This window comes from Kluyvera sp. CHPC 1.251, from assembly GCF_036759945.1.
In the GTDB taxonomy this organism is placed as follows: Bacteria; Pseudomonadota; Gammaproteobacteria; order Enterobacterales; family Enterobacteriaceae; genus Kluyvera; species Kluyvera sichuanensis.
In genome coordinates, this window is the sequence record NZ_JAPKIC010000008.1 from 14,163 (window position 1) to 36,807 (window position 22,645).

Below are 22,645 nucleotides of genomic sequence, written 5' to 3' on the forward strand. Positions count from 1 at the left end.
ACCATGCTTAATCAACAGGCACGTACACAGTCGGCTACAGCTAAAAAAACGGCCACTCGTTTCTGCTCATTCTCAGCGCTCTGATGGCTGTTACCTCTTTATCAACCGACATCTATCTTCCAGCTATGCCCGTCATGGCAAAGGATTTACAGGGTGATGCGGAGCTGACAATCACGGGGTTCCTTATCTGCTTTTGCATTGCACAACTGATTTGGGGACCCATTAGCGATCGTTATGGACGTCGACTGTCGCTGTTTATTGGTTTAGGTCTATTCATCATCGGCTCAGTGGGCGGCGCGTTATCAACAGATATCGTGCAAATAGTCTTCTGGCGTGTTTTTCAGGCGTTAGGTGCCTGTACCGGGCCGATGTTGGCACGAGCAATGATCCGTGACCTGTTTAGCCGTACTCGTGCAGCACAAATGCTTTCGACTCTGATGATCATCATGGCCATCGCGCCGATTGCCGGGCCCCTGATCGGCGGGCAGATGATTAAAGTTACCTCATGGCATGCCATTTTCCGGCTGCTGGCGATTATCGGGACATTAATGCTGATGTCTTTATTCTGGTTACCGGAGACATTACCTGCTGATAAACGCTTGCAAGCCTCCGTAACCAGAGCATTTCACAACTACTATGCCTTGCTCACCAACGCCAGATACATGCGGTTTACTCTGTGCCTGATCTTCTACTATGTTGCAGCCTACGCCTTTATCACCGGTTCTCCGTTTGTGTACATCACGTACTTCGGCGTCGACCCGCAGCATTACGGTTGGCTGTTTGCAGTAAACATTATTGGACTGATGGCGGTGAGCATGGTCAACAGACGCCTGGTTCACCGCTAACGCATCTGCCTGAAGTGGGAATCAAAGGGAATACCCACTTCCCGTTCTCTGATTTAAATAATGTGCAGATTGCTGACCTGGTGAGTAAATTCCTGAAGGAAAAAGATCTGCAATAGGAAGCGGTAGTATTGAGCCTTCAATAAAGAAGGCTCAATACAAACATCAGTTTTATTAAAAAATGGGAACGTGACGGTCTGCTAAGAGCGAAAAGCGGACATCCAAGAATTGATGAAAAGTACAACATCTTCAGGTAATAAATAAATTTCGCCGAAATAATGTAATTACCGACCCGAAGGCCGGTAATTGTTAACGCTGATAACCTTTTACCACGCGTAAGCTTCAGGTGCCTCTCCGCCTGGCCCCGGCCAGATGGTATCCAGCCTTTTGAGCGTATCATCTGAAAGAGACAGCGTCAGGGCATTGAGATTCTGACGGAGCTGTTCAACTGTACGCGGACCACTGAGCACGGCGCTAACCACCGGGTTCTGCAGTAGCCAGGCCAGCGCGACGTCTGATGGTGTTTCCCCCAGCTCATCACACAGTGTTTCCCAGGCCTCCAGTTGTGGCCGCAGGCGGTTGATTTGTGCCTGCAACTGCGGTGATGCCCGGCGGCCACCGGCAATTTTCTTCAGAACACCGCCCAGCATCCCCATCCCGACCGGACTCCAGGGGATCAGGCCAATGCCGTAATGACGCAGCGCCGGAATGATTTCTAGCTCAATCGTGCGTTGGGTCAGATTGTACAGGCTCTGTTCCGATACCAGCCCCAGCAGGTTGCGCGCGTCAGCCTTGCACTGTGCAGTGGCAATATCCCAGCCAGCAAAGTTACTGCTGCCAACGTAGCTGATTTTACCCTCACGGATCAGCTGTTCCATGGCCTGCCAGATCTCCTCCCAGGGCGTGTTCCGGTCGATATGGTGCATCTGATAGAGATCGATATGGTCCGTTTTCAGCCTTTTCAGGCTGGCCTCACAGGCCCGGCGGATATGGTAGGCAGACAGGTATTTGTCGTTCGGCCCCGTGTCCATCGGCTGGTAAACTTTCGTGGCCAGCACTATCCGGTCACGCTGACCACTACGCGCCAGCCAGTTACCGATGATTTCTTCGGATGTTCCGTAACCCTTTGCCATATCCGGTGACTGCGGCCCGCCATAGACGTCAGCGGTATCGAAAAAGTTGATACCTGCATCCACGGCTTCATCCATGATCCTGAAGCTGGCAGACTCATCCGTCAGCTCACCGAAATTCATGGTACCGAGACCGATGCGGCTCACCCGCAGACCGGTACGCCCCAGATGTTTGTAGTTCATGTCAAATGCTCCTTAACTGAACGTGTTATTGCAGATTTTTACGGAAAAAGTCTTTCAGCTTGTCAAAAGGGATGACGTCGGTACGGTCATACAGATCGACATGCCCTGCGCCCGGTACGATGTACAGTTCTTTAGGCTGACCGGCGCGTTTGAAAGCGTCCTCGCTGAACTCTTTTGAGTGAGCCCGATCACCGGTAATAAACAGCATCGGGCGCGGCGAGATGGTTTCAATATCGTTGAACGGATAGAAGTTCATAAACTTGCCAATACTGCTCAGCATCGGTTTCGTCGTCAGTTCCTCTTTCTGACCCTGTGGGGTATAGCCGCCGCGTTCGGTGCGGTAGAAATCAAAGAACTCGCGCTGAATATCCGGTGTGGAGTCATCCAGTTTGTTCACGGTGCCAGGGATATAAGCCGTCTCGCCGCCCTTAAACTCGGCTAACCGTTGCTCAATGGCTGACTGGATAAAGGCCTTACGTTGTTCTCCCGTCTGGGAATGATTAAGGCCATTACGGAACGCGCTCCCCATGTCATACATGCTGACCGTGGCAATGGCTTTCATACGCGGGTCAATCTTGGCGGCACTGATAACAAAACTTCCGCTGCCGCAGATACCCAGCACGCCAATGTTTTCTGGATTGACAAACGGCTGTGTGCTCAGATAATCAACCGCCGCGCTGAAATCATCTGTGTAGATTTCCGGTGAAATCAGGTGCCCCGGTTTGCCCTCGCTTTCTCCCCAGAAAGAGAGATCGATAGCCAGCGTGACAAAACCCTGCTCCGCCAGCTTCTGCGCATAGAGATTTGAACTCTGTTCCTTAACGGCTCCCATCGGGTGACCAACGACGATCGCCGGGTGTCGGGTGTTCTGGCTCATCGTTTTCGGGATAAACAGGTTGCCGACCACGGCCATCTGATACTGGTTTTTAAAGGTGACTTTTTGCTGCGTCACCTTATCGCTTTTATAAAAATTATCGGCCCCACGGGACATATCCGCCGCAGAGGAAGCAAATGCACTGATCAACAGCCCCAGCGCTAACGTAAATTTTTTCATGATGGTCTCCTTATCATTAAGCCAGGGTGGCGTTATCAATGACAAACCGGTAATGCACATCGCCCCTGAGCATGCGCTCATAGGCATCGTTAATCTGGTCGGCGCGGATAAGCTCAATGTCGGCGACAATGCCGTGTTGGGCGCAGAAATCGAGCATCTCCTGCGTTTCAGGAATGCCGCCAATCATCGACCCGGCAATCGATCTGCGCTTCATGATGAGGCTGAACACTTCTGGCGAGCCATGCGGCGTGGCTGGCGCACCCACCAGGGTCATCGTGCCATCGCGTTTCAGCAGCGCAGTGAACACGTCGAGGTTATGCGGCGCAGCAACGGTGTTGAGGATAAAATCGAAGCTCTTTGCATGGGCTTCCATTTCGCTGGCATGACGGGAGACCACCACCTCATCTGCACCAAGCGCTCTGGCGGCGTCACGTTTGGACTCAGACGTGGTAAAGGCCACGACATGCGCGCCCATGGCGTGCGCAAGCTTGATCCCCATATGCCCCAGTCCACCGATACCGACCACGCCGACCTTTTTGCCGGGGCCCGCCTGCCAGTGACGCAGCGGTGAGTACGTTGTGATCCCTGCGCACAGCAGCGGAGCCACGGCGGCCAGTTGCGCTTCTGGGTGAGTGACGCGCAGGACATAGCGCTCATGCACCACAATCTGCTGCGAATATCCGCCCAGCGTGTGGCCCGGCGCATCCGGCGTCGGGAAATTGTATGTCCCTGTCATATGGTCGCAGTAGTTCTCCAGTCCGTCGTCACAGTCACTGCAGTGCCGGCAGCTGTCGACAATGCAGCCGACCCCCACCAGGTCCCCTGCACAAAAACCGGAGACGTGATCGCCAACGGCCACGACACGACCGACAATTTCATGTCCCGGTACGCAGGGATAGAGCGTTCCAGCCCATTCAGCGCGTACCTGGTGGATATCCGAATGGCAGACTCCGCAGTACGCGATATTAATCTGCACATCATGGGCACCGGGGGCGCGACGGGTGATATCCATCGGCTCCAGCGGCAGTGTGCCCGCATGGGCACCGTAAGCTTTAACTGTCATGGCATTACTCCTGGGTTTATGAATGGTCTGCGGCAGAAGTGTCTGCCCGCGAGGTCAGGAAGATCAGTACGGTTGCGATAATCAGCATCGCGGCGCTGGCCAGGAAGGTGCTCTGGTAGCCGTGATGGTCGAAAAGCAGGCCGCCCACCGTCGAACCGAGAGCAATGGACAGCTGCACCATCGCCACCATCAGTCCGCCGCCCGCTTCGGCATTCTGAGGGAAGGTACGCGGAACCCATGCCCACCATCCCACCGGTGCGGCTGTGGAAATCAGCCCCCACAGCCCAAGCAGCGCCGTCACGATGGCTACCTGACTGCCGAAGGCAATCAGTGCCAGCGCGGTGATGGCCATCAGTACCGGGATGGCCATCAGGGTCGGGTAGAACCCGCGTTTTAACACCCGGCCAATCAGCGTAGTGCCGATGAAACCCGCGACACCAATAACCAGCAGGACCAGGGTCACTGTTGCGTCATCCACCCGCGTCACCGTCTCAAGGAAAGGCCTGATGTAGGTAAAGAGCGTGAATTGCCCCATAAAGAAGATCCCCACACCCAGCATGCCCAGCGTGACCACCCGGCGACGAAACAGCATGAAAACGTTGCGGGAAGCCGCCGCCTGACGGGTGACCGACATGGAAGGCAGACTGAGTAATTGCCAGACAAACGCGATGATGGCGACCGGCACCAGGCAGAAGAAGGCGCCCCGCCAGCCAACAACCGATCCGAGCCAGCTGCCCAGAGGGGCAGCCACGACGGTAGCCAGGGCATTGCCGCTGTTGAAAATAGCCAGCGCCAGCGGAACGCGATGCACCGGGACCAGACGCATTGCCGTCGCGGCCGACATCGACCAGAACCCGCCGACCACAATGCCAATCAGGGCCCTGCCCGCCATATAGGTCAGGTAATTGGGTGCCATCGCAATAAAAGCACCGGAAATTGCCATAATGCAGGTCAGGCCGAGAAGCAGCGTTTTCCGGTTAAGCGTGCCTGCCAGCACGGAAATAAACAGGCTGGTTACCACTGCAAATGCCCCGGAAATGGCGATGCCCTGTCCGGCCATGCCTTCGGTGACACGAAGGGTCTGCGCCATCGGTGTCAGCAGGCTGACCGGCATGAATTCGGAGGCGATCAGGGCGAAGACGCACAGCGTCATGGCAAAGACACCACTCCAGTGCGCAGGCTGTTTCCCGCTTCCGGTGTTTTTTTTTCTGTTTTTGTCTGTCTTATTACTCATTCAGGGATTTCTTTTCAGTAGATAACATGAAGTCTGTGCCCCGGAGCCTTCAGCGCTGCAGGAAGAGCTGAAACGGCATACGGGGACGGGATAAGAGGGATAATCGCGGTACGGAAGGTGCTGCGGGTCAGTTGGCGACCCTGATCTGCACCGCAAGAGGTCCGTGGCGCTGCAGGACCGGCAGTCCGGAATCCACTTTCCCTAACGGGATCAGTGAACGGGCGTAAGCCCTGCCCCGGGCAAAAATCGCCAGGTTGCCCCAGGGCGCGTAGTAAGTGATATCTCCGGCTTCCGGCGTTATGCCGTCCGGTGCCTGCACCGTGGAAAGCCTGCTCGGCAGGTCGCTAATACGCTCAATATCGTCATAGTCTTCCAGCGTCAGGCTGAGGGGAAGCAAAGACGCAAAGTCCCGGCCTGTCGGCGTATCAAAGAGGGTGGCGGTGGCGGTTTCTCCCTCCACAATGATCTCAATTTTCATAAGCGTCTCCTGCGCCACTCCCCGGTCGTTGTCACCCGCCATAGCGGACTGCGTGACGAAAAGCAGGCCGGCAAGGAGCAGCAGTGATGTTCTGCGGTAAGCGTTTTGCATAAGGGTTAGCGTTGACTTTTTCATCGCATTATTGTTACCAATATGCAGCGGGTTAACTAGCTAATGAATACTTAATACCCTTATAAGTAAAATTTATAAATGGACCGGAAACGAGCATGGCCAGACGCAATCTTAACGACTTACTCTCTTTCGTCACCGTGGCGCGTGAGGGCAGCTTTACGCGCGCTGCCGCCCAGCTCGGCGTGACCCAGCCCGCACTGAGCCAGGCGATTTCCGGGCTGGAAGAACGGATGCAAATCCGCCTGCTGACAAGGACCACGCGCAGTGTGTCAGTGACGGCTGCCGGGGAGCGCCTGCTGCAGTCTGTGGGACATCGTATTGATGAGATTGAAGCCGAGCTGGACATGCTGACAGCACTGCGTGATAAACCTGCCGGGACCGTCCGTATTACATGTGGACCTAATGTTCTGAAGACCACACTGCTGCCAAAGCTGACACCACTGTTACGCGAATATCCTGATATTCATATTGAGTTTGATGCCAACCACGGCTTCCGGGATATCGTTGCGGATCGTTTTGATGCCGGCGTGCGGCTCGGAGACACTATCGACAAAGATATGATAGCCGTACCCATTGGCCCGAAACTGCGCATGGCGGCTGTAGCTTCCCCTGAGTATTTCGCCCGGTGCGCCGCCCCTCAGACGCCACGCGATCTGATGCAACACTGCTGTATTAATGAGCGCATGGTTCAATCGGGGAAAATTTACGCCTGGGAGTTTGAGCAGGAAAACGGTAAATTTCACGTTCGGGTTGAAGGGCAACTGACGTTTAACACATCGGAACACGTCGTTGACGCCGCTCTTGCCGGACTGGGCATTGCCTTTTTACCTGAAGAGGAGTTCGGCACACATCTGCAGGAAGGAAAACTGATCCGCGTGCTTGAAGAATGGTGCCGTCCTTTTCCCGGCTACTATCTTTATTATCCCAGCCGTAAACAGCCTTCCCCAGCGTTTTCACTCGTTGTGGATGCGTTGCGTATTAACCGGAAAATTTAACCCTGAATTATCGGGCCAATATTTCAAGAACGGACGTGAACTTCCGCTTTTGGCACAAAGCGGACCGCCTGAAGTGTTGCGAGGCCTGCTATGAGCGAAAGGCGGGCACCCTCATAGCGTTAACAGGCGTCCGATATTTTGAACTGGCAGATTACTTAACCCACTTCCCCGTTTCGCCAATGACCTTCTCGCCATCCTCTTTGGTAAACGCTCCTTTCTGACGTTCCGGAAGAATATCCAGTACCTCTTCGGAAGGGCGGCACAGACGCGTTCCCAAAGATGTAACCACAATCGGGCGATTAATCAGAATCGGATGTTGCAGCATAAAGTCGATTAGCTGGTCGTCAGTAAATTTATCTTCTGCAAGACCCAGTTCCTCATACGACTCGACGTTCTTACGTAGCAAAGCACGGACGGAAATGCCCATATCCACAATGAGTTTGACCAGCTCATCGCGTGAAGGTGGGTTTTCGAGGTAAAGAATAACGGTCGGTTCAGTACCGCTGTTGCGGATCATCTCCAGCGTATTACGCGACGTGCCGCAGGCTGGGTTGTGATAAATGGTGATGTTGCTCATATCAGTATCTCATTACAAAGTGAAAGAGAGACGTAACGCCAGCGCGGCCAGCGTTACAAACAGCACAGGCAGAGTCATGACGATCCCGGTGCGGAAATAGTATCCCCAAGTGATGGTCATGTTCTTCTGTGAAAGGACATGCAGCCAGAGCAGCGTTGCCAGGCTACCAATAGGTGTAATTTTCGGTCCCAGATCGCAGCCAATCACATTGGCATAAAGCATCGCCTCTTTGATAACACCTGTTGCGGTGCTGCCATCAATAGATAGAGCGCCAACCAGCACGGTAGGCATGTTGTTCATAATGGAAGACAGGAGAGCCGTCAGGAAGCCGGTACCAAACGACGCAGCCCAAAGCCCTTTATCTGCCAGCACGTTCAGTACGCCAGAGAGATATTCTGTTAGACCGGCGTTACGCAGGCCATAGACCACCAGATACATCCCCAGAGAGAAGATGACGATCTGCCATGGCGCACCGCGAAGCACTTTGCCAGTGTTAATGGCATGGCCTCGTTTCGCCACCGCAAACAGAATGACAGCCCCAACAGCAGCAATCGCGCTGACCGGGATACCCAACGGCTCAAGGACGAAAAAGCCAACCAGAAGAAGGATCAACACTATCCATCCGGTTCTGAAGGTTGCCAGATCTTTAATCGCTTTTGCCGGTGCTTTAAGGAGATCCAGGTCGTAAGTTGATGGAATATCTTTGCGGAAGAACAGATGCAGCATCACCAGCGTGGCGATAATGGCGGCGATATCCACCGGCACCATTACCGACGCATACTCAGTGAAACCCAGCCCAAAGAAGTCTGCAGAAACGATATTAACCAGGTTGGACACGATAAGCGGCAGGCTGGCCGTATCGGCAATAAACCCGGCGGCCATGACAAATGCCAGCGTAGTACCTTTACTGAAACCTAATGTAAGCAGCATGGCGATGACAATTGGAGTAAGAATCAATGCCGCACCATCGTTGGCAAACAATGCCGCCACCGCTGCGCCTAGCAAGACGATATAGGTAAACAGCAAACGCCCCCGACCGTTACCCCAACGTGAAACGTGCAGCGCCGCCCATTCGAAAAAGCCGGATTCATCGAGCAGCAGGCTGATAATAATCACGGCAATAAAGGTCGCCGTCGCATTCCAGACGATATTCCATACAACAGAGATATCACCAAAATGGACTACGCCAGAGATCAACGCCAGTACTGCGCCCAATGTCGCACTCCAGCCGATCCCTAATCCCTTCGGTTGCCAGATAACCAACACGATGGTCAGGACAAAAATAGCGCTTGCCAGTAACATAAAACCTCCTGACAGGGCGACTTTGTCGCCCTGTATATGCCAAAAAATTAACTCATCAACTCTCTGAGCTTTTCAATACCGGCGGGCTCTGACGCCAGCACAGGAACAAGCGCTATACGGTCAGCGGATGCCCTTCTGTTCCAGATGCTTCGACGAATACTTTCGCTTTCTCATTCTGAACAAAGCTCATGGGCTGCTGCGCCAGTTTGTAACGTTCAACCTGTACGCCACGTCCTTTCAGCCACTGCACATCAGCAGAGAAATGAACCAGAACCTGATCGATATCTGAACCACATACGCCGGTACTGCAGCACATTGCCGGGTCAAACACCGTTAACGTTTTCACTCCAAATACATCACATTCGAAAAATCATATATGTTCAGGCAAATTTTTTAGATGCAAACAGCCTTACCGCTACCAGAGCAGTTTGCCGATGCCAGCTTACGGGCGATGGCCTGTACGTCGTCCTGTTGGCTTAACCAAGCCTGTTCAATCACCTGAGCAGCCCAGGAAGGAATATGCGGAGATAAGCGATAGTGAACCCACTTGCCCTGCTTGCGATCCAGCAATAGACCACTTTCCCGGAGCATTGCCAGATGACGGGAGATCTTTGGCTGCGACTGTTCCAGCGCCGTACAGAGATCGCACACGCACAGCTCTCCCATCTCCCTGAGCAGCAGCACGATGCCCAGACGGGTTTCATCGGAAAGGTTTTTGAAGAGTTGTAAGGATGTTAGTGACATCTGGCCTCCTGTCCTATTGAAGCTAGGATACTCCCATAAGGACCAAAATCAATATTTACATTCGAAAAAACATATGTGTTATTTAGAAGGATTTTTTTACTAACGATCAATAATTACGACTAACACACTAAAATCTAGTGAATTAAAGTGTTATACAGTTCCTAGAATACACACTTCATTATTGGTTTAGCTGGTGTAAATAGACCCGTTTTAGTTCCAGGCATTTTTTGAGATCCCGGCCAAATGATTGTGTTGCCGATATTCCTCCGGCGTCATATTGTTCAGTGATTCATGCGGGCGTTCACAGTTATATTCTGACACCCATCTTTCCGTGATTTCCCGCACTTCATTCAGCGTTCTGAACAGATAAAAATCGAGTATTTCTGTACGATATGTTCGGTTAAAGCGCTCAATAAAAGCGTTCTGCGTCGGCTTACCCGGCTGAATAAATTCCAGTTTTACTGCATGTTGCTCTGCCCATTCAGCCAGTGCAAGTGAGATAAATTCCGGACCATTATCCATGCGTAGCATGACCGTATAGCCGCGATTTGCCGCGATCCTGTCGAGTACACGGACCACGCGCAAAGCTGGCAGATTCAGATCGATTTCAATCGACAATGCCTCACGGTTAAAGTCATCAACGACATTGAACGTGCGAAAACGACGGCCACAGACCAGAGCATCATGCATAAAATCGACAGACCAGCTCTGGTTCAGCGCTTCCGGTGTGGCCAGTGGCGAGGGATTACGCACCGGCAACCGTTGTTTGCCTTTACGGCGAAAATTCAGCTTCAGCAGACAATAAATACGATGGATCCTTTTGTGATTCCACGGGTATCCCTGCCGCCGCAGAACCTGGAAAAGTTTTGGAAAACCGTACCGTGGGTATCGCTCTGCCACTGCCTGTAACGCGACAATAACGGGTTCGTCACGCGTGGTATCCGGACGGTAATGGTAAACCGTTCTGCTCAGGTTCAGACTCCGGCAGGCCTGACGGATACTGAGTCCAAATGTCGTTATCAGATGAGTGACCAGCTCACGCTTAAAGGCTGGTTTTAAAGCTTTTTTTCGATAACGTCTTTCAGCGCCCGGTTCTCAAGGCTCAGGTCGGCAAACATCTGTTTGAGACGTCGATTCTCGTCCTCAAGATCCTTGATCTTTTTAATATCAGAAGCCTCCATGCCGCCGTATCTGGACTTCCAGTTGTAGTAGGTGGCTTCAGAGATACCGGCCTCCCGGCAGACATCTTTAACGGTTCGTCCGGCTTCAACCGATTTAATTACAGCAATGATCTGATGCTCAGTAAAACGGGCTTTACGCATAGCGATCTCCTTTGTTGGCAGAGTGATTATGCCGGAGGGTCTCTAAATGTGAATGGCACGATTATGCGGGATACTTACAGTTATATCTGGCTGTTGTTCTCGATCTCTTCTCACGTCGGGTTATAGGCTGGAGCATGGGAGGACGAATGACCGCTGAATTAGTGATGGATGCATTATTGATGGCGGAATGGCGACGTAAACCGACAGCAGAAGTATTAATCCATTCAGATCAGGGTTCTCAATATACCAGCGAAAGGTGCCAGCATTTTATGGCATCTCACAATTTGAAAAGCAGCATGAGTCGTCGGGGTAATTGCCATGACAACGCAGTGGCAGAAAGCTTTTTCCAGTTGCTAAAACGGGAACGCATAAAGAGACGGATCTATAAAAACAGGGAAGAAGCGAAGGCAGATATCTTCGATTATGTAGAGATGTTTTATAATGCTAAACGCCGCCACAGTGCCTGTGAGGATCAACCCCCTGCAATTTATGAAAGTGCCTGGTTCATGAGGCACGGAACCGTCTAGGAAACTGAGGTCTATTCAAAATAAGATAAAACATAATAATTTCATCAAGTTGCATGGTAATTTATCCAGGATCCATTTGTGTCCAGGACGTAAGTCTTCACAGCTGTCGAATCAATTCTATTTCGTAAGGCGGCTCACGTTTTTATGCCCTGAGCAGCGCTTTTCCGGCTGGAACTTTCCACCCACTCATTCATTGTGATTTAATATGCTAAACCGGTTTAATTAAGTTTAGCCTTGGAGGGTTTTAGCATGAAAGCAAAAGTTTGGGTTCTGGGCGACGCAGTGGTGGACCTGCTACCGGAGAGTGAAGGGCGCTTGCTACAGTGCCCTGGAGGCGCGCCGGCTAACGTGGCGGTAGGGGTTGCCCGCCTTGGCGGCAACAGCGGATTTATCGGCCGCGTCGGCGGTGACCCGTTTGGCCGCTACATGCGTCATACCCTGCAACAGGAGCAGGTCGACGTCAGCCATATGTATCTTGACGATCATCACCGCACGTCCACTGTGGTGGTCGACCTTGATGACCAAGGTGAACGCACCTTTACCTTTATGGTACGCCCCAGCGCTGACCTGTTCCTGGCTGAAGAAGACCTGCCACAGTTTGCCGCCGGACAGTGGTTGCACGTCTGCTCCATCGCGCTCAGCGCCGAGCCCAGCCGCAGTGCTACCTTCGCGGCTATGGAGAACATCAAGTCTGTCGGCGGTCGGATCAGCTTTGACCCTAATATTCGTCCTGATCTCTGGCAGGATCAGGCTTTGCTGCAAGCCTGCCTCGATCGCGCTTTGTCCATGGCAAACGTGGTAAAGCTATCGGAAGAGGAGCTGGTCTTCATCAGCGGCAGTAAAGATTTAGCATACGGAATCGCCAGCGTAACAGAGCGCTATCAGCCGGAATTGCTACTGGTGACGCGGGGCAAAGCGGGGGTGCTTGCCGCTTTTCAGCAGAAGTGTACCCATTTCAGCGCTAAACCGGTTGTCAGCGTGGATACCACCGGTGCGGGCGATGCGTTTGTCGCCGGACTGCTTGCCAGCCTTGCTGCCAACGGGATGCCGGCGGATATCAATGCCCTGGAGCCAACGCTCGCTCTGGCGCAAACCTGCGGTGCCCTGGCAACCCTGGCGAAAGGCGCGATGACTGCCCTGCCATACCAGCGCGATCTACACCGCCAGATTTGATCCTAAATACCGTCGTACGCGGTCCACTTTGTTGCATCCATCACACTTATTAAACCGGTTTAGCAAAATCAATTTCAAAATGTTAAATGTCGTGCTTAACATAGCAACTAAACCGGTTTAGCAAAAACACACAATGTTTTATTTTCCTTTTGGGATGCAATCAATATGTTCAGAAAAAGCACACTCGCGGTTCTTATCGCTTTGCTAACCGGCGCCGCCTCAGCCCATGCACAAACGGATCTCAGCAGTATCGAAGCCCGTTTAATTGCGCTGGAAAAACGCTTACAGGATGCCGAAAACAGAGCGCAAACGGCAGAAACCCGCGCAGAGTCGGCAGAGAAGAAAGTACAGCAGCTCACGACACAGCAACAAAAAACCCAGGACAGCACTCAGGAAGTGGCTCAGCGTACCGCCAAACTGGAGAAAAAAGCCGATGAGAAAAGCGGGTTTGAGTTCCACGGCTACGCCCGCTCCGGCGTGATAATGAATGACTCCGGCGCCAGCACCAAATCCGGAGCCTACATGACGCCAGCAGGGGAAACCGGTGGGGCTATTGGCCGCCTGGGAAACCAGGCCGATACCTATGTTGAAATGAATCTTGAACATAAGCAGACCCTGGATAACGGGGCAACGACCCGCTTCAAAGTCATGGTCGCCGACGGTCAAACCACTTATAACGACTGGACGGCGAGCACCAGTGATTTGAACGTGCGTCAGGCCTTTGTTGAACTGGGCAACTTGCCCACCTTCGACGGGCCGTTTAAAGGCTCCACCCTGTGGGCCGGGAAACGCTTTGACCGGGATAACTTTGACATTCACTGGATCGACTCGGATGTCGTGTTCCTCGCCGGTACCGGCGGCGGTATTTATGATGTCAGGTGGAACGACAGCGTTCGCAGCAACTTCTCTCTTTACGGGCGTAACTTCGGCGATATTGCTGATACCAGCAACAGTGTGCAGAACTACATCGTCAGCATGAACAATTTCATCGGGCCGGTGCAGATGATGGTCAGCGGGATGCGGGCAAAAGACAACGACGAACGCCAGGATACCAACGGTAATCCGGTCAAAGGCGATGCGGCAAATACCGGTGTACATGCGCTGCTCGGGTTGCACAACGACAGTTTTTACGGCCTGCGTGAAGGTGCCAGCAAAACCGCCCTGCTCTACGGTCACGGACTGGGTGCCGAAGTTAAAGGTGTCGGCTCTGACGGCGCGTTACGCTCGGGGGCTAACACCTGGCGCTTCGCCAGCTACGGCACCACGCCACTGAGCAAGAACTGGTTTATCGCCCCGGCGATACTGGCACAAACCAGTAAAGACCGTTATGTCGATGGCGACAGCTACCAGTGGGCAACCCTCAACATGCGTCTGATCCAGGAGATCAATCAAAACTTCGCCCTCGCTTATGAAGGCAGTTACCAGTATATGGATCTCAAACCTGAAGGTTATAACGATCGCCATGCGGTAAACGGCAGCTTCTACAAGCTCACCTTCGCCCCGACCTTTAAGGTTGGCGACATCGGCGATTTCTTCAGCCGTCCTGAAATCCGTCTTTACACCTCGTGGATGGACTGGAGCAAAAAACTCAATAATTACGCCAGCGATGACGCGCTGGGCAGCAGTGGTTTTAAATCGGGCGGCGAATGGTCGTTCGGGATGCAGATGGAAACCTGGTTTTGATGGTTAACACCTGGCGACAGTAACCGCCGGGGCGACAAAATACGTTTCGTCGCCCCGGACACAATAACAACGAAGAGAATGCGCCCCGGCTACCACGGGACGACAACTCGAAAATCAATACGCATTCAGAGGGTACTATGGATTTTGAACAGATTTCCCGCTCGCTACTTCCGCTTCTGGGAGGCAAGGAAAATATCGCCAGCGCCGCGCACTGTGCCACACGCCTGCGCCTGGTGCTGGTCGATGACTCACTGGCCGATCAGCAGGCCATCGGCAAAATTGATGGGGTGAAGGGCTGTTTCCGTAACGCCGGACAGATGCAGATTATCTTCGGCACCGGGGTGGTGAACAAAGTCTACGCCGCCTTTATCCAGGCGGCAGGGATTGGCGAATCCAGCAAATCGGAAGCTGCCGACATTGCGGCGAAAAAACTGAATCCTTTCCAGCGCATTGCCCGCCTGTTGTCGAACATCTTTGTGCCGATCATCCCGGCTATCGTCGCCTCCGGCCTGTTGATGGGCCTTCTGGGGATGGTTAAAACGTACGGCTGGGTCGACCCGGGTAACGCCATCTACATCATGCTGGATATGTGCAGCTCAGCGGCGTTTATTATTCTGCCGATTCTGATTGGCTTCACCGCCGCCCGCGAGTTCGGTGGTAATCCTTATCTTGGCGCGACGCTTGGCGGCATCCTGACTCACCCGGCGCTCACCAACGCCTGGGGTGTGGCCGCCGGTTTCCACACCATGAACTTCTTCGGCCTTGAGATTGCCATGATCGGCTATCAGGGCACGGTGTTCCCGGTGCTGCTGGCGGTGTGGTTTATGAGCATCGTTGAGAAACAGCTACGTCGCGTGATCCCCGATGCACTGGATCTGATCCTGACGCCGTTCCTGACGGTGATCATTTCCGGTTTTATCGCCCTGCTGATTATCGGCCCGGCTGGTCGCGCGCTTGGCGACGGTATTTCGTTTGTCCTCAGCACCCTGATTACCCACGCCGGTTGGCTGGCCGGACTGCTGTTTGGCGGTCTCTATTCGGTTATCGTCATTACCGGTATTCACCACAGCTTCCACGCCATCGAAGCGGGACTGCTGGGCAACCCATCCATCGGCGTCAACTTCCTGCTGCCGATTTGGGCGATGGCCAACGTCGCTCAGGGCGGTGCTTGTCTGGCGGTGTGGTTCAAAACGAAAGATGCCAAAATCAAAGCCATTACCCTGCCCTCGGCGTTTTCTGCCATGCTCGGCATCACCGAAGCGGCGATTTTTGGTATTAACTTACGCTTTGTAAAACCGTTTATCGCAGCCCTGATTGGCGGCGCGGTGGGCGGCGCGTGGGTGGTATCCATGCATGTTTACATGACCGCGGTGGGCCTGACGGCTATCCCTGGCATGGCTATCGTGCAGGCCAGCTCGCTGCTGAACTACATTATCGGGATGGTTATCGCCTTTGGCGTCGCCTTTGTCGTCTCCCTGGTACTGAAATACAAAACGGACGCTGAATAATGTCACATCCATCACGCCTGCCTGCGATTTTGCAGGCTGTTATGCAGGGCCAGCCGCGCGCGCTGACCGACAGCCACTATCCCCGCTGGCACCATGCGCCGGTGACCGGGCTGATGAACGATCCCAACGGCTTTATTGAATTTGCCGGACGTTATCACCTGTTTTATCAGTGGAACCCGCTCGCCTGCGATCATAAGTTCAAGTGCTGGGGGCACTGGAGCTCTGCCGACCTGCTGCACTGGCAACATGAGCCGATCGCGCTCATGCCGGATGAAGAGTATGACCGCAACGGCTGCTACTCCGGCAGCGCCGTGGATAGTCAGGGCACGCTCACCCTGTGCTATACCGGCAACGTAAAATTTGACGACGGCAGCCGAACCGCGTGGCAGTGCCTGGCGACGGAAAATGCCGACGGCACGTTTACCAAACTCGGCCCGGTATTACCGCTGCCGGAGGGCTATACCGGCCACGTGCGTGACCCGAAAGTCTGGCAGCACGAAGGTCGCTGGTACATGGTGCTGGGCGCACAGGATTTGCAAAAGCGTGGCAAGGTGTTGTTATTCAGCTCAGCGGACCTTCATGAGTGGACGAGTCAGGGCGAAATCGCCGGTTATGGCATCAATGGCCTGGACGACGCGGGCTATATGTGGGAATGCCCGGACCTGTTTGCCCTCGGCGACCAGCATGTCCTGATTTGCTGCCCGCAGGGCGTGCCTCGTGAGAAAGAGCGCTATCTCAACACCTACCCGGCAGTGTGGATGAGCGGCGATTTCGACTACCACCGCGCGGCCTTCGAGCATGGCGAACTGCACGAATTGGACGCAGGGTTTGAGTTCTACGCCCCGCAAACCATGCTTACCAGTGATGGCCGCCGTCTGCTGGTCGGCTGGATGGGCGTGCCGGAGGGCGAAGAGATGCTTCAACCGACCCTCACCAACGGCTGGATCCATCAGATGACCTGCCTGCGTGAGCTGGAGTTTATCGATGGTCAGCTATACCAACGTCCTCTACGAGAGCTGAGCGCCCTGCGCGGCGAAGCGCACGGCTGGGCAGGGAACTCCCTGCCGCTGGCACCGATGGAAATCGTTCTACAAACCACTGGGGACGATATTTTGAGCCTCGATTTTGACGGCGCATTAACCCTTGAACGCGATGCCAGCGGGATCCGCCTGGCCCGACCCAGTCTGGCCAGCGACGAGAAGCATTATCGTTACTGGCGCGGAGACGTCCGCTCGCTGCATATTTTCATCGACCAGTCTAGCGTGGAGATTTTCATCAACGGCGGCGAAGGAGTGATGAGCTGCCGCTACTTCCCGGCCTGTTCAGGGCAGCTAATGTTCTCCGGCATCACACCGGACGCATTCTGCTACTGGCCGCTGCGAACTTGCATGGTAGAATAAGCGTTTTGCCTCAAGCTCATGGCGTCGTAATGAAAACTAAACGCGTAACCATTAAAGATATCGCCGAACAGGCTGGCGTCTCAAAAGCGACCGCCAGCCTAGTACTGAACGGTCGTGGTAAGGAGCTGCGTGTGGCGCAGGAAACGCGTGAGCGAGTACTGGCGATTGCCCGTGAGCAGCACTATCAGCCAAGCATTCACGCCCGCTCGCTGCGCGACAACCGCAGCCACACCATCGGACTGGTGGTGCCGGAGATCACCAACCACGGCTTTGCGGTCTTTTCACATGAGCTGGAAATGCTGTGCCGCGAAGCAGGCGTCCAGCTATTGATCTCTTGTACTGATGAAAACCCCGGTCAGGAGAGCGTGGTGGTCAATAACATGATTTCCCGCCAGGTTGACGGTCTGATCGTCGCTTCATGTATGCACAACGATGCCGACTATCTTAAGCTCAGCCAACAACTGCCAGTAGTGCTGTTTGACCGTTGTCCTAATGAAAGCCTGCTGCCGCTGGTGATGACTGATTCGATTACCCCAACGGCGGAACTGATTTCCCGCATTGCACCTAAGCATAGCGATGAGTTCTGGTTTTTAGGCGGTCAGTCGCGTCTGTCGCCTTCACGCGATCGTCTGACCGGCTTCACGCAGGGTTTGGCTCAGGCGGGTATTGCACTGCGCCCGGAATGGGTGATTAACGGTAACTACCACCCGAGCTCAGGCTATGAGATGTTCGCCGCACTCTGCGCGCGACTTGGGCGGCCGCCTAAGGCGCTGTTCACTGCCGCCTGTGGACTGCTCGAAGGGGTACTGCGCTATATGAGCCAGCACCATTTACTCGACTCAGATATCCATCTGACGAGCTTTGACGATCACTATCTTTATGATTCGCTGTCGCTGCGTATCGATACCGTACAGCAGGATAACCGCCAGTTGGCCTGGCACTGCTATGATCTGATAAGCCAATTGATCGAGGGCGATACGCCCGAAACGCTACAACGCTACCTGCCCGCAACGCTGCAGTTTAGGCATCAGTAATAACTGAGCATTTTTGAATACCCTACAGAGGTGAAATCTGGTGCGAATCCAACAATCAAAAATCAATATTTGTAGTGATGTGATGCGGATAGGTCTTCACTGCATCAGTAATCACACCAATCGGTTTAAACGGCAAACTGAGTGGTGGTAAAGACTGACACCGGCATTATTACTGTCACTGTGGAACATCACTCCGGCGGGTTTACCGCGAGCTTCCCACGCAATTTCCAGCGCTTTGATGTCAGCTTGCTGTCCGGTGAGAATGACATTGCCCAACCCTCAGGTTTCCTTGCGAACAGATCGAGAACAACAGCAAGGTAAGCCCAACGCTTGCCTGTCCAGAGTAGAGTAAGAGGCAGGGCGTAGTCGGACTATTTCCCTGCCTCTCCTCCCCGAACCGGACGTGCACCTTTCAGCGCATCCGGCTCTCCATTTAAATGCTGGCGAACGCCATTGCCACTTCTGTAAAGCGCGATGTATACGTGTTTCTGGTCTCCGTCCTCAGATAGGGATTACCTTCGGGTAGCCGCCAGCGGAACAGCTTCTTGCCTTGCCCCACCAACCGGTACAGTATTTCGCCGCTGAGCTTGCCGTGATTGGTTTTACCAAATAAAACCCACGTTTTGCTCTGACCCGGTTTCGGTGATTTACACCACCACCTCATCAGGGAAGCGATACCTGTACGGTATTTGCGGGCCAGCCAGTGAGCCAGCTTCCAGAACACGACACGGTCGATATAACTGAAGACTTTGGCCTTAAAATCAACGAACTGATAGAACATGGCCCAGCCTTTCAGTTTTCGGTTGAGTTGTTCAGCCATATCGACTTTGCTTTCACTGTAGTTGCCTGATAACAGTGCTGTCAGCGATGCGGCGAAGTTTCTGGCTTTCTCCTGCGGGATCGTTGAGACCACTCGCATCTCGCCATAACGACTGCGTTTGCGAATGATCCTGTGCCCCAGAAAGATAAAGCCGTCATTAACATGGGTGATTTTAGTCTTATCCATGTTCAGCCTGAGTTTCAGACTGCCTTCGAGCACACCCCGACACTCCTCCCTGATGGCTTCCGCCTGTGCTTTGGTGCCTTTGACGATGAGGACAAAATCATCGGCATAGCGGCAGTACGCCACCGCGGGTTTCCACTGCCAGTTTTCTCTGACCGCCGTACTTCGGCCCCGTTGGATACTGTTATTCCAGTACCACCGATCTTTTCTGGCTTTCCCGCTCAGGTAGCGCTCATGCAGGTATTGATCGAACTCATTCAGCATGATGTTCGATAATAGCGGCGATATAACACCGCCCTGTGGCACACCTTCACTGGCCGCCCGAAAGAGACCGACATCGATATGTCCCGCCTTGATGGTTTTCCACAGCAGAGTCATGAAACGTGCGTCACTGATCCTGCGGCGTACAGCCTTCATCAGCAGTCGATGATGTACGGTGTCGAAGTAACTGGACAGGTCGCCTTCAATCACCCAGCGTCCCCGGGTTTCACCGCAGTCTGTGAGCTGTAATTTCACCGTGCGGATCGCGTGGTGGACACTGCGCTCAGGCCGGAAGCCATATGAGAGCGTATGAAAATCACTCTCCCATATCGGCTCCATCGCCATCAGCATGGCCCGCTGAACAATACGATCCCGCAACGCGGGGATACCCAGTGGTCGCAGTTTGCCGTTGCTTTTAGGGATGTAAACCCGTCTGGCGGGCAAGGGCTGGTAGTGGCCTGAGAGTAATTCATCCCTGAGGATTTGCAGCTCAACAGCCAGTCTGGCCTGTAGCATTGTTTTGTTCACGCCATCAACGCCGGGGGTATGCGCCCCCTTTGATGAAAGCGTGATCCGCGCCGCTTCAGCCAGCCATTCTGGTTGTGTTATCAGACGCAGCAGCCGTTGAATCCGTAGGGACGGATCGGTGGCTGCCCATGTGGCAAGCTTGCGTTGCATTTCGCTGATTATCAAAGGTCTTCACCTCGTTAGGTCAGTTAATTCACGTCGCAAACACATTCAAACTGCTTCCCTTCGCCATGTAATGGGCTTTCCCCATCGCGGACTACTACGGAAGCTCCGCCAGCCAGCGCGTCATCGGAGCCATGCCCCCTTAACATCCGTCGCTGACCTTCCCCGGTTTACCTGCCTGGACTCAGGCATACTGAGGAGGCTGCCCGTCGCACTCTTTATCCTTGCTTGCCGCAAGTTGGCAGAAGTCAGCAACGCAAGCGTGATAGACGCTGCTGCCCCGGTGTTTCGCATACATGTCAAAACACCTTCGACCGGCAGTGCTTACGTATCACTGCCAGTTCCTCCTGCACGGCCTGTCAGATCACGTAGGCCGTGGTGACGTTTTCAACCCACAGAGGCGGATTAACGGGTTCATGTTCTTCAGCCTTTCAGTACTTAACCTTGAGGATCATCTCGGCTTAGTGATCTCGCCTCAATCCCCGTTGTCAGCGGGTTACATCACCCTGCGGGCATGCCGCAGGTCACTGCCGCTCAGGTTCTCCACCGTCACACCCGGTGGGATTGTTGGGTTTCTCATCGTGAGTTACCGGTTCAATATTCCAGACAGACTCGCGGTTCATTTAAGCATCCATGCCCGCCCTGAACTCCGGGCACACTATACGTCACATCGCCGCACCACACCTGATTCGGTTCTGTCACTGCAAACTGTCGCTCAAGGCGATTCGGGATAGCGGTGTGTTCATGACCACCACGTTTATACCGGTGGGTAGGCTGCTGACAACTCACCAGACCCGGTTCTTTCATGAGCCTTCCGGCAAGCCAGCGTCCCATTCTGAAGCCTTTCAGGGTTGCCATAATCGCGATACTTCTTGCGCCAGCAGAGCCATGGCTGATGTTATGCAGTTCCAGAACCTGACTGCGTAACACAGCTCGCATGCCGTCTGGCTTTTCGGGGCTTTTTCCCCAGTATTTGTAGCTGCTGCGATGAACCCCGAACACGTGGCAAAGTGTGACCACAGGATACTGCGCTCTGAGTTTCCTGATTAATGAGAACTGTTCAGGGAGTCTGACATCAAGAGCGCGGTTGTAGATTCAATTGGTCAGCGCAACAGTTATGTGAAAACATGAGGTTGCGGAGGATCTTTGGATGAGACGGACATTTACAGCAAAGGAAAAAGCATCTGTTTTTGAACTGTGGAAGAACGGAACAGGCTTCAGCGAGATAGCTAATATCCTGGGTTCGAAACCAGGAACCATCTTCACTATGTTAAGGGATACTGGCGGTATAAAACCCAATGAGCGCAAGCGGGCTGTGGCTCACCTGACGCTATCTGAGCGCGAAGAAATACGAGCCGGTTTGTCAGCCAAAATGAGCATTCGTGCGATAGCTACTGCACTAAATCGTAGTCCTTCGACGATCTCACGTGAAGTTCAGCGCAATCGAGGCAGGCGCTATTACAAAGCTGTAGATGCTAATAACCGGGCCAACAGGATGGCGAGAAGACCAAAACCGTGCTTACTGGATCAGAATTTACCGTTGCGAGAGCTTGTTCTGGAAAAGCTGGAGATGAAGTGGTCGCCAGAGCAAATATCAGGATGGTTAAGACGAACGAAGCCGCGTCAAAAAACACTGAGAATATCGCCAGAGACAATTTATAAAACGCTGTATTTTCGTAGTCGTGAAGCGCTACACCACCTGAATGTACAGCATCTGCGCCGATCGCACAGCCTACGTCATGGCAGACGCCATACTCGTAAAGGTGAAAGAGGCACCATCAACATAGTAAACGGAACGCCAATCCACGAACGTTCGCGGCATATCGATAACAGACGCTCTCTGGGGCACTGGGAAGGCGATTTGGTGTCAGGTACAAAAAACTCGCATATCGCCACACTTGTAGACCGAAAATCACGTTATACGATCATCCTGAAACTCAGAGGAAAAGACGCTTTCTCAGTGAATCAGGCTCTTACAGAAAAATTCCTGAGCTTGCCACCTGAACTCCGGCAATCACTGACATGGGACAGAGGAATGGAGCTGGCTAGGCATCTGGAATTTACTGGTAGCACGGGCGTTAAAGTTTACTTCTGCGATCCTCAGAGTCCCTGGCAGCGAGGAACAAACGAAAACACTAATGGATTAATCCGACAGTACTTTCCCAAAAAAACCTGCCTTGCCCAATATACTCAACATGAGCTGGATAAAGTCGCAACTCAGCTAAACAACAGGCCAAGAAAGACACTGAAGTTCAAAACACCGAAAGAGATAATTGAAAGGAGTGTTGCGTTGACAGATTGAATCTACAA

17 protein-coding genes and 7 pseudogenes are annotated in these 22,645 nt (G+C 53.4%); 10 read left to right on the forward strand and 14 right to left on the reverse strand.

Features of this window, described 5'->3' with window-relative positions:
- Positions 1 to 3: 3 nt before the first annotated feature.
- Both V6940_RS15785 and V6940_RS15790 read left to right on the forward strand, forming a co-directional pair.
- Positions 4 to 842: pseudogene (locus tag V6940_RS15785) on the forward strand (multidrug effflux MFS transporter); the annotation flags it as partial.
- Positions 842 to 961: pseudogene (locus V6940_RS15790) on the forward strand (alpha/beta hydrolase); the annotation flags it as partial. The pseudogenes V6940_RS15785 and V6940_RS15790, both read left to right, overlap by 1 nt.
- Before the next feature lie 207 nt (positions 962 to 1,168).
- Here V6940_RS15790 and V6940_RS15795 read toward each other — a convergent pair.
- The 5 genes from V6940_RS15795 to V6940_RS15815 all read right to left on the reverse strand — a co-directional run bounded on the left by V6940_RS15795 (position 1,169) and on the right by V6940_RS15815 (position 6,119).
- A complete protein-coding gene (locus V6940_RS15795) occupies positions 1,169 to 2,155 on the reverse strand; it encodes an aldo/keto reductase (RefSeq protein ID WP_047359074.1) in 987 nt (328 codons plus the stop codon).
- A gap of 25 nt (positions 2,156 to 2,180) precedes the next feature.
- Entirely contained in the window at positions 2,181 to 3,209 is a 1,029-nt protein-coding gene (locus tag V6940_RS15800; protein ID WP_047359075.1) for an alpha/beta hydrolase, read from the reverse strand.
- Between the two features lie 16 nt (positions 3,210 to 3,225).
- A complete protein-coding gene (locus V6940_RS15805) occupies positions 3,226 to 4,272 on the reverse strand; it encodes an NAD(P)-dependent alcohol dehydrogenase (RefSeq protein ID WP_045325187.1) in 1,047 nt (348 codons plus the stop codon).
- 16 nt (positions 4,273 to 4,288) lie between these two features.
- On the reverse strand, positions 4,289 to 5,506 hold the full coding sequence (locus V6940_RS15810) for an MFS transporter (RefSeq protein ID WP_073970858.1): 1,218 nt from the start codon (positions 5,504 to 5,506) through the stop codon (positions 4,289 to 4,291).
- A 127-nt stretch (positions 5,507 to 5,633) separates the two neighbouring features.
- On the reverse strand, positions 5,634 to 6,119 hold the full coding sequence (locus V6940_RS15815) for a cyclophilin-like fold protein (RefSeq protein WP_333496506.1): 486 nt from the start codon (positions 6,117 to 6,119) through the stop codon (positions 5,634 to 5,636).
- A 92-nt stretch (positions 6,120 to 6,211) separates the two neighbouring features.
- Between V6940_RS15815 and V6940_RS15820 the strand changes: the two genes are divergently transcribed.
- The gene (locus tag V6940_RS15820) at positions 6,212 to 7,111 is read left to right on the forward strand and encodes a LysR family transcriptional regulator (protein WP_035897671.1); all 900 of its coding nucleotides are present in this window, start codon (positions 6,212 to 6,214) and stop codon (positions 7,109 to 7,111) included.
- Between the two features lie 151 nt (positions 7,112 to 7,262).
- Here the strand turns inward: V6940_RS15820 and arsC are convergent, their stop codons facing one another.
- The 6 genes and pseudogenes from arsC to V6940_RS15845 all read right to left on the reverse strand — a co-directional run bounded on the left by arsC (position 7,263) and on the right by V6940_RS15845 (position 11,056).
- Positions 7,263 to 7,688, reverse strand: coding sequence for a glutaredoxin-dependent arsenate reductase (arsC, locus tag V6940_RS15825; RefSeq protein WP_040232040.1), 426 nt, complete (start codon positions 7,686 to 7,688; stop codon positions 7,263 to 7,265).
- A 12-nt stretch (positions 7,689 to 7,700) separates the two neighbouring features.
- Positions 7,701 to 8,990 (reverse strand): arsenite efflux transporter membrane subunit ArsB, encoded by a 1,290-nt coding sequence (arsB, locus tag V6940_RS15830; RefSeq protein ID WP_040232041.1) that lies wholly within the window; start codon positions 8,988 to 8,990, stop codon positions 7,701 to 7,703.
- 47 nt (positions 8,991 to 9,037) lie between these two features.
- Positions 9,038 to 9,115: pseudogene (locus tag V6940_RS22775) on the reverse strand (ArsA-related P-loop ATPase); the annotation flags it as partial.
- Positions 9,112 to 9,336: pseudogene (gene arsD / locus V6940_RS15835) on the reverse strand (arsenite efflux transporter metallochaperone ArsD); the annotation flags it as partial. The pseudogenes arsD and V6940_RS22775, both read right to left, overlap by 4 nt.
- Positions 9,337 to 9,383: 47 nt before the next feature.
- A complete protein-coding gene (gene arsR / locus V6940_RS15840) occupies positions 9,384 to 9,734 on the reverse strand; it encodes an As(III)-sensing metalloregulatory transcriptional repressor ArsR (RefSeq protein ID WP_000060257.1) in 351 nt (116 codons plus the stop codon).
- Between the two features lie 210 nt (positions 9,735 to 9,944).
- Positions 9,945 to 11,056 (reverse strand): IS3 family transposase gene (locus V6940_RS15845; RefSeq protein WP_088569337.1). Its coding sequence is split into 2 segments (ribosomal slippage): positions 9,945 to 10,795 and positions 10,795 to 11,056, totalling 1,113 coding nucleotides; the frame shifts between segments, so codons are not numbered across the junction.
- Between the two features lie 80 nt (positions 11,057 to 11,136).
- Here V6940_RS15845 and V6940_RS15850 point away from each other — a divergent pair.
- The 6 genes and pseudogenes from V6940_RS15850 to V6940_RS15875 form a co-directional block, all read left to right on the forward strand.
- A pseudogene (locus V6940_RS15850) lies at positions 11,137 to 11,583 on the forward strand (IS3 family transposase); the annotation flags it as partial.
- Between the two features lie 249 nt (positions 11,584 to 11,832).
- Positions 11,833 to 12,756, forward strand: a complete 924-nt coding sequence (locus V6940_RS15855; protein ID WP_047359077.1) for an aminoimidazole riboside kinase — start codon at positions 11,833 to 11,835, stop codon at positions 12,754 to 12,756.
- Between the two features lie 165 nt (positions 12,757 to 12,921).
- A complete protein-coding gene (locus V6940_RS15860; RefSeq protein WP_003029587.1) occupies positions 12,922 to 14,439 on the forward strand; it encodes a carbohydrate porin in 1,518 nt (505 codons plus the stop codon).
- Positions 14,440 to 14,576: 137 nt separating this feature from the next.
- Positions 14,577 to 15,947, forward strand: a complete 1,371-nt coding sequence (locus V6940_RS15865) for a sucrose-specific PTS transporter subunit IIBC (protein ID WP_000345204.1) — start codon at positions 14,577 to 14,579, stop codon at positions 15,945 to 15,947.
- Positions 15,947 to 17,347, forward strand: coding sequence for a sucrose-6-phosphate hydrolase (locus V6940_RS15870; RefSeq protein WP_040232051.1), 1,401 nt, complete (start codon positions 15,947 to 15,949; stop codon positions 17,345 to 17,347). The genes V6940_RS15865 and V6940_RS15870 overlap by 1 nt, the downstream gene beginning before the upstream one ends.
- A 29-nt stretch (positions 17,348 to 17,376) precedes the next feature.
- Positions 17,377 to 18,381, forward strand: a complete 1,005-nt coding sequence (locus V6940_RS15875) for a LacI family DNA-binding transcriptional regulator (protein WP_003029591.1) — start codon at positions 17,377 to 17,379, stop codon at positions 18,379 to 18,381.
- Between the two features lie 165 nt (positions 18,382 to 18,546).
- Here the strand turns inward: V6940_RS15875 and V6940_RS15880 are convergent.
- From V6940_RS15880 to V6940_RS15890, 3 genes and pseudogenes are all read right to left on the reverse strand, one after another.
- Positions 18,547 to 18,734: pseudogene (locus V6940_RS15880) on the reverse strand (DDE-type integrase/transposase/recombinase); the annotation flags it as partial.
- An 80-nt stretch (positions 18,735 to 18,814) separates the two neighbouring features.
- A complete protein-coding gene (gene ltrA / locus V6940_RS15885) occupies positions 18,815 to 20,323 on the reverse strand; it encodes a group II intron reverse transcriptase/maturase (protein WP_001189111.1) in 1,509 nt (502 codons plus the stop codon).
- Positions 20,324 to 20,995: 672 nt separating this feature from the next.
- A pseudogene (locus V6940_RS15890) lies at positions 20,996 to 21,421 on the reverse strand (IS3 family transposase); the annotation flags it as partial.
- Between the two features lie 64 nt (positions 21,422 to 21,485).
- Between V6940_RS15890 and V6940_RS15895 the strand changes: the two are divergent.
- Entirely contained in the window at positions 21,486 to 22,637 is a 1,152-nt protein-coding gene (locus tag V6940_RS15895; RefSeq protein ID WP_040063370.1) for an IS30 family transposase, read from the forward strand.
- Positions 22,638 to 22,645 lie beyond the last annotated feature (8 nt).

What these genes read in the sequence shown, in the direction of transcription:
- V6940_RS15795 (WP_047359074.1), bottom strand. Translation starts at nt 2,155, where the DNA reads ATGAACTACAAACATCTGGGGCGTACCGGTCTGCGGGTGAGCCGCATC.
- V6940_RS15800 (WP_047359075.1), bottom strand. Translation starts at nt 3,209, where the DNA reads ATGAAAAAATTTACGTTAGCGCTGGGGCTGTTGATCAGTGCATTTGCT.
- V6940_RS15805 (WP_045325187.1), bottom strand. Translation starts at nt 4,272, where the DNA reads ATGACAGTTAAAGCTTACGGTGCCCATGCGGGCACACTGCCGCTGGAG.
- V6940_RS15810 (WP_073970858.1), bottom strand. Translation starts at nt 5,506, where the DNA reads ATGAGTAATAAGACAGACAAAAACAGAAAAAAAAACACCGGAAGCGGG.
- V6940_RS15815 (WP_333496506.1), bottom strand. Translation starts at nt 6,119, where the DNA reads ATGAAAAAGTCAACGCTAACCCTTATGCAAAACGCTTACCGCAGAACA.
- V6940_RS15820 (WP_035897671.1), top strand. Translation starts at nt 6,212, where the DNA reads ATGGCCAGACGCAATCTTAACGACTTACTCTCTTTCGTCACCGTGGCG.
- arsC (WP_040232040.1), bottom strand. Translation starts at nt 7,688, where the DNA reads ATGAGCAACATCACCATTTATCACAACCCAGCCTGCGGCACGTCGCGT.
- arsB (WP_040232041.1), bottom strand. Translation starts at nt 8,990, where the DNA reads ATGTTACTGGCAAGCGCTATTTTTGTCCTGACCATCGTGTTGGTTATC.
- arsR (WP_000060257.1), bottom strand. Translation starts at nt 9,734, where the DNA reads ATGTCACTAACATCCTTACAACTCTTCAAAAACCTTTCCGATGAAACC.
- V6940_RS15855 (WP_047359077.1), top strand. Translation starts at nt 11,833, where the DNA reads ATGAAAGCAAAAGTTTGGGTTCTGGGCGACGCAGTGGTGGACCTGCTA.
- V6940_RS15860 (WP_003029587.1), top strand. Translation starts at nt 12,922, where the DNA reads ATGTTCAGAAAAAGCACACTCGCGGTTCTTATCGCTTTGCTAACCGGC.
- V6940_RS15865 (WP_000345204.1), top strand. Translation starts at nt 14,577, where the DNA reads ATGGATTTTGAACAGATTTCCCGCTCGCTACTTCCGCTTCTGGGAGGC.
- V6940_RS15870 (WP_040232051.1), top strand. Translation starts at nt 15,947, where the DNA reads ATGTCACATCCATCACGCCTGCCTGCGATTTTGCAGGCTGTTATGCAG.
- V6940_RS15875 (WP_003029591.1), top strand. Translation starts at nt 17,377, where the DNA reads ATGAAAACTAAACGCGTAACCATTAAAGATATCGCCGAACAGGCTGGC.
- ltrA (WP_001189111.1), bottom strand. Translation starts at nt 20,323, where the DNA reads ATGCAACGCAAGCTTGCCACATGGGCAGCCACCGATCCGTCCCTACGG.
- V6940_RS15895 (WP_040063370.1), top strand. Translation starts at nt 21,486, where the DNA reads ATGAGACGGACATTTACAGCAAAGGAAAAAGCATCTGTTTTTGAACTG.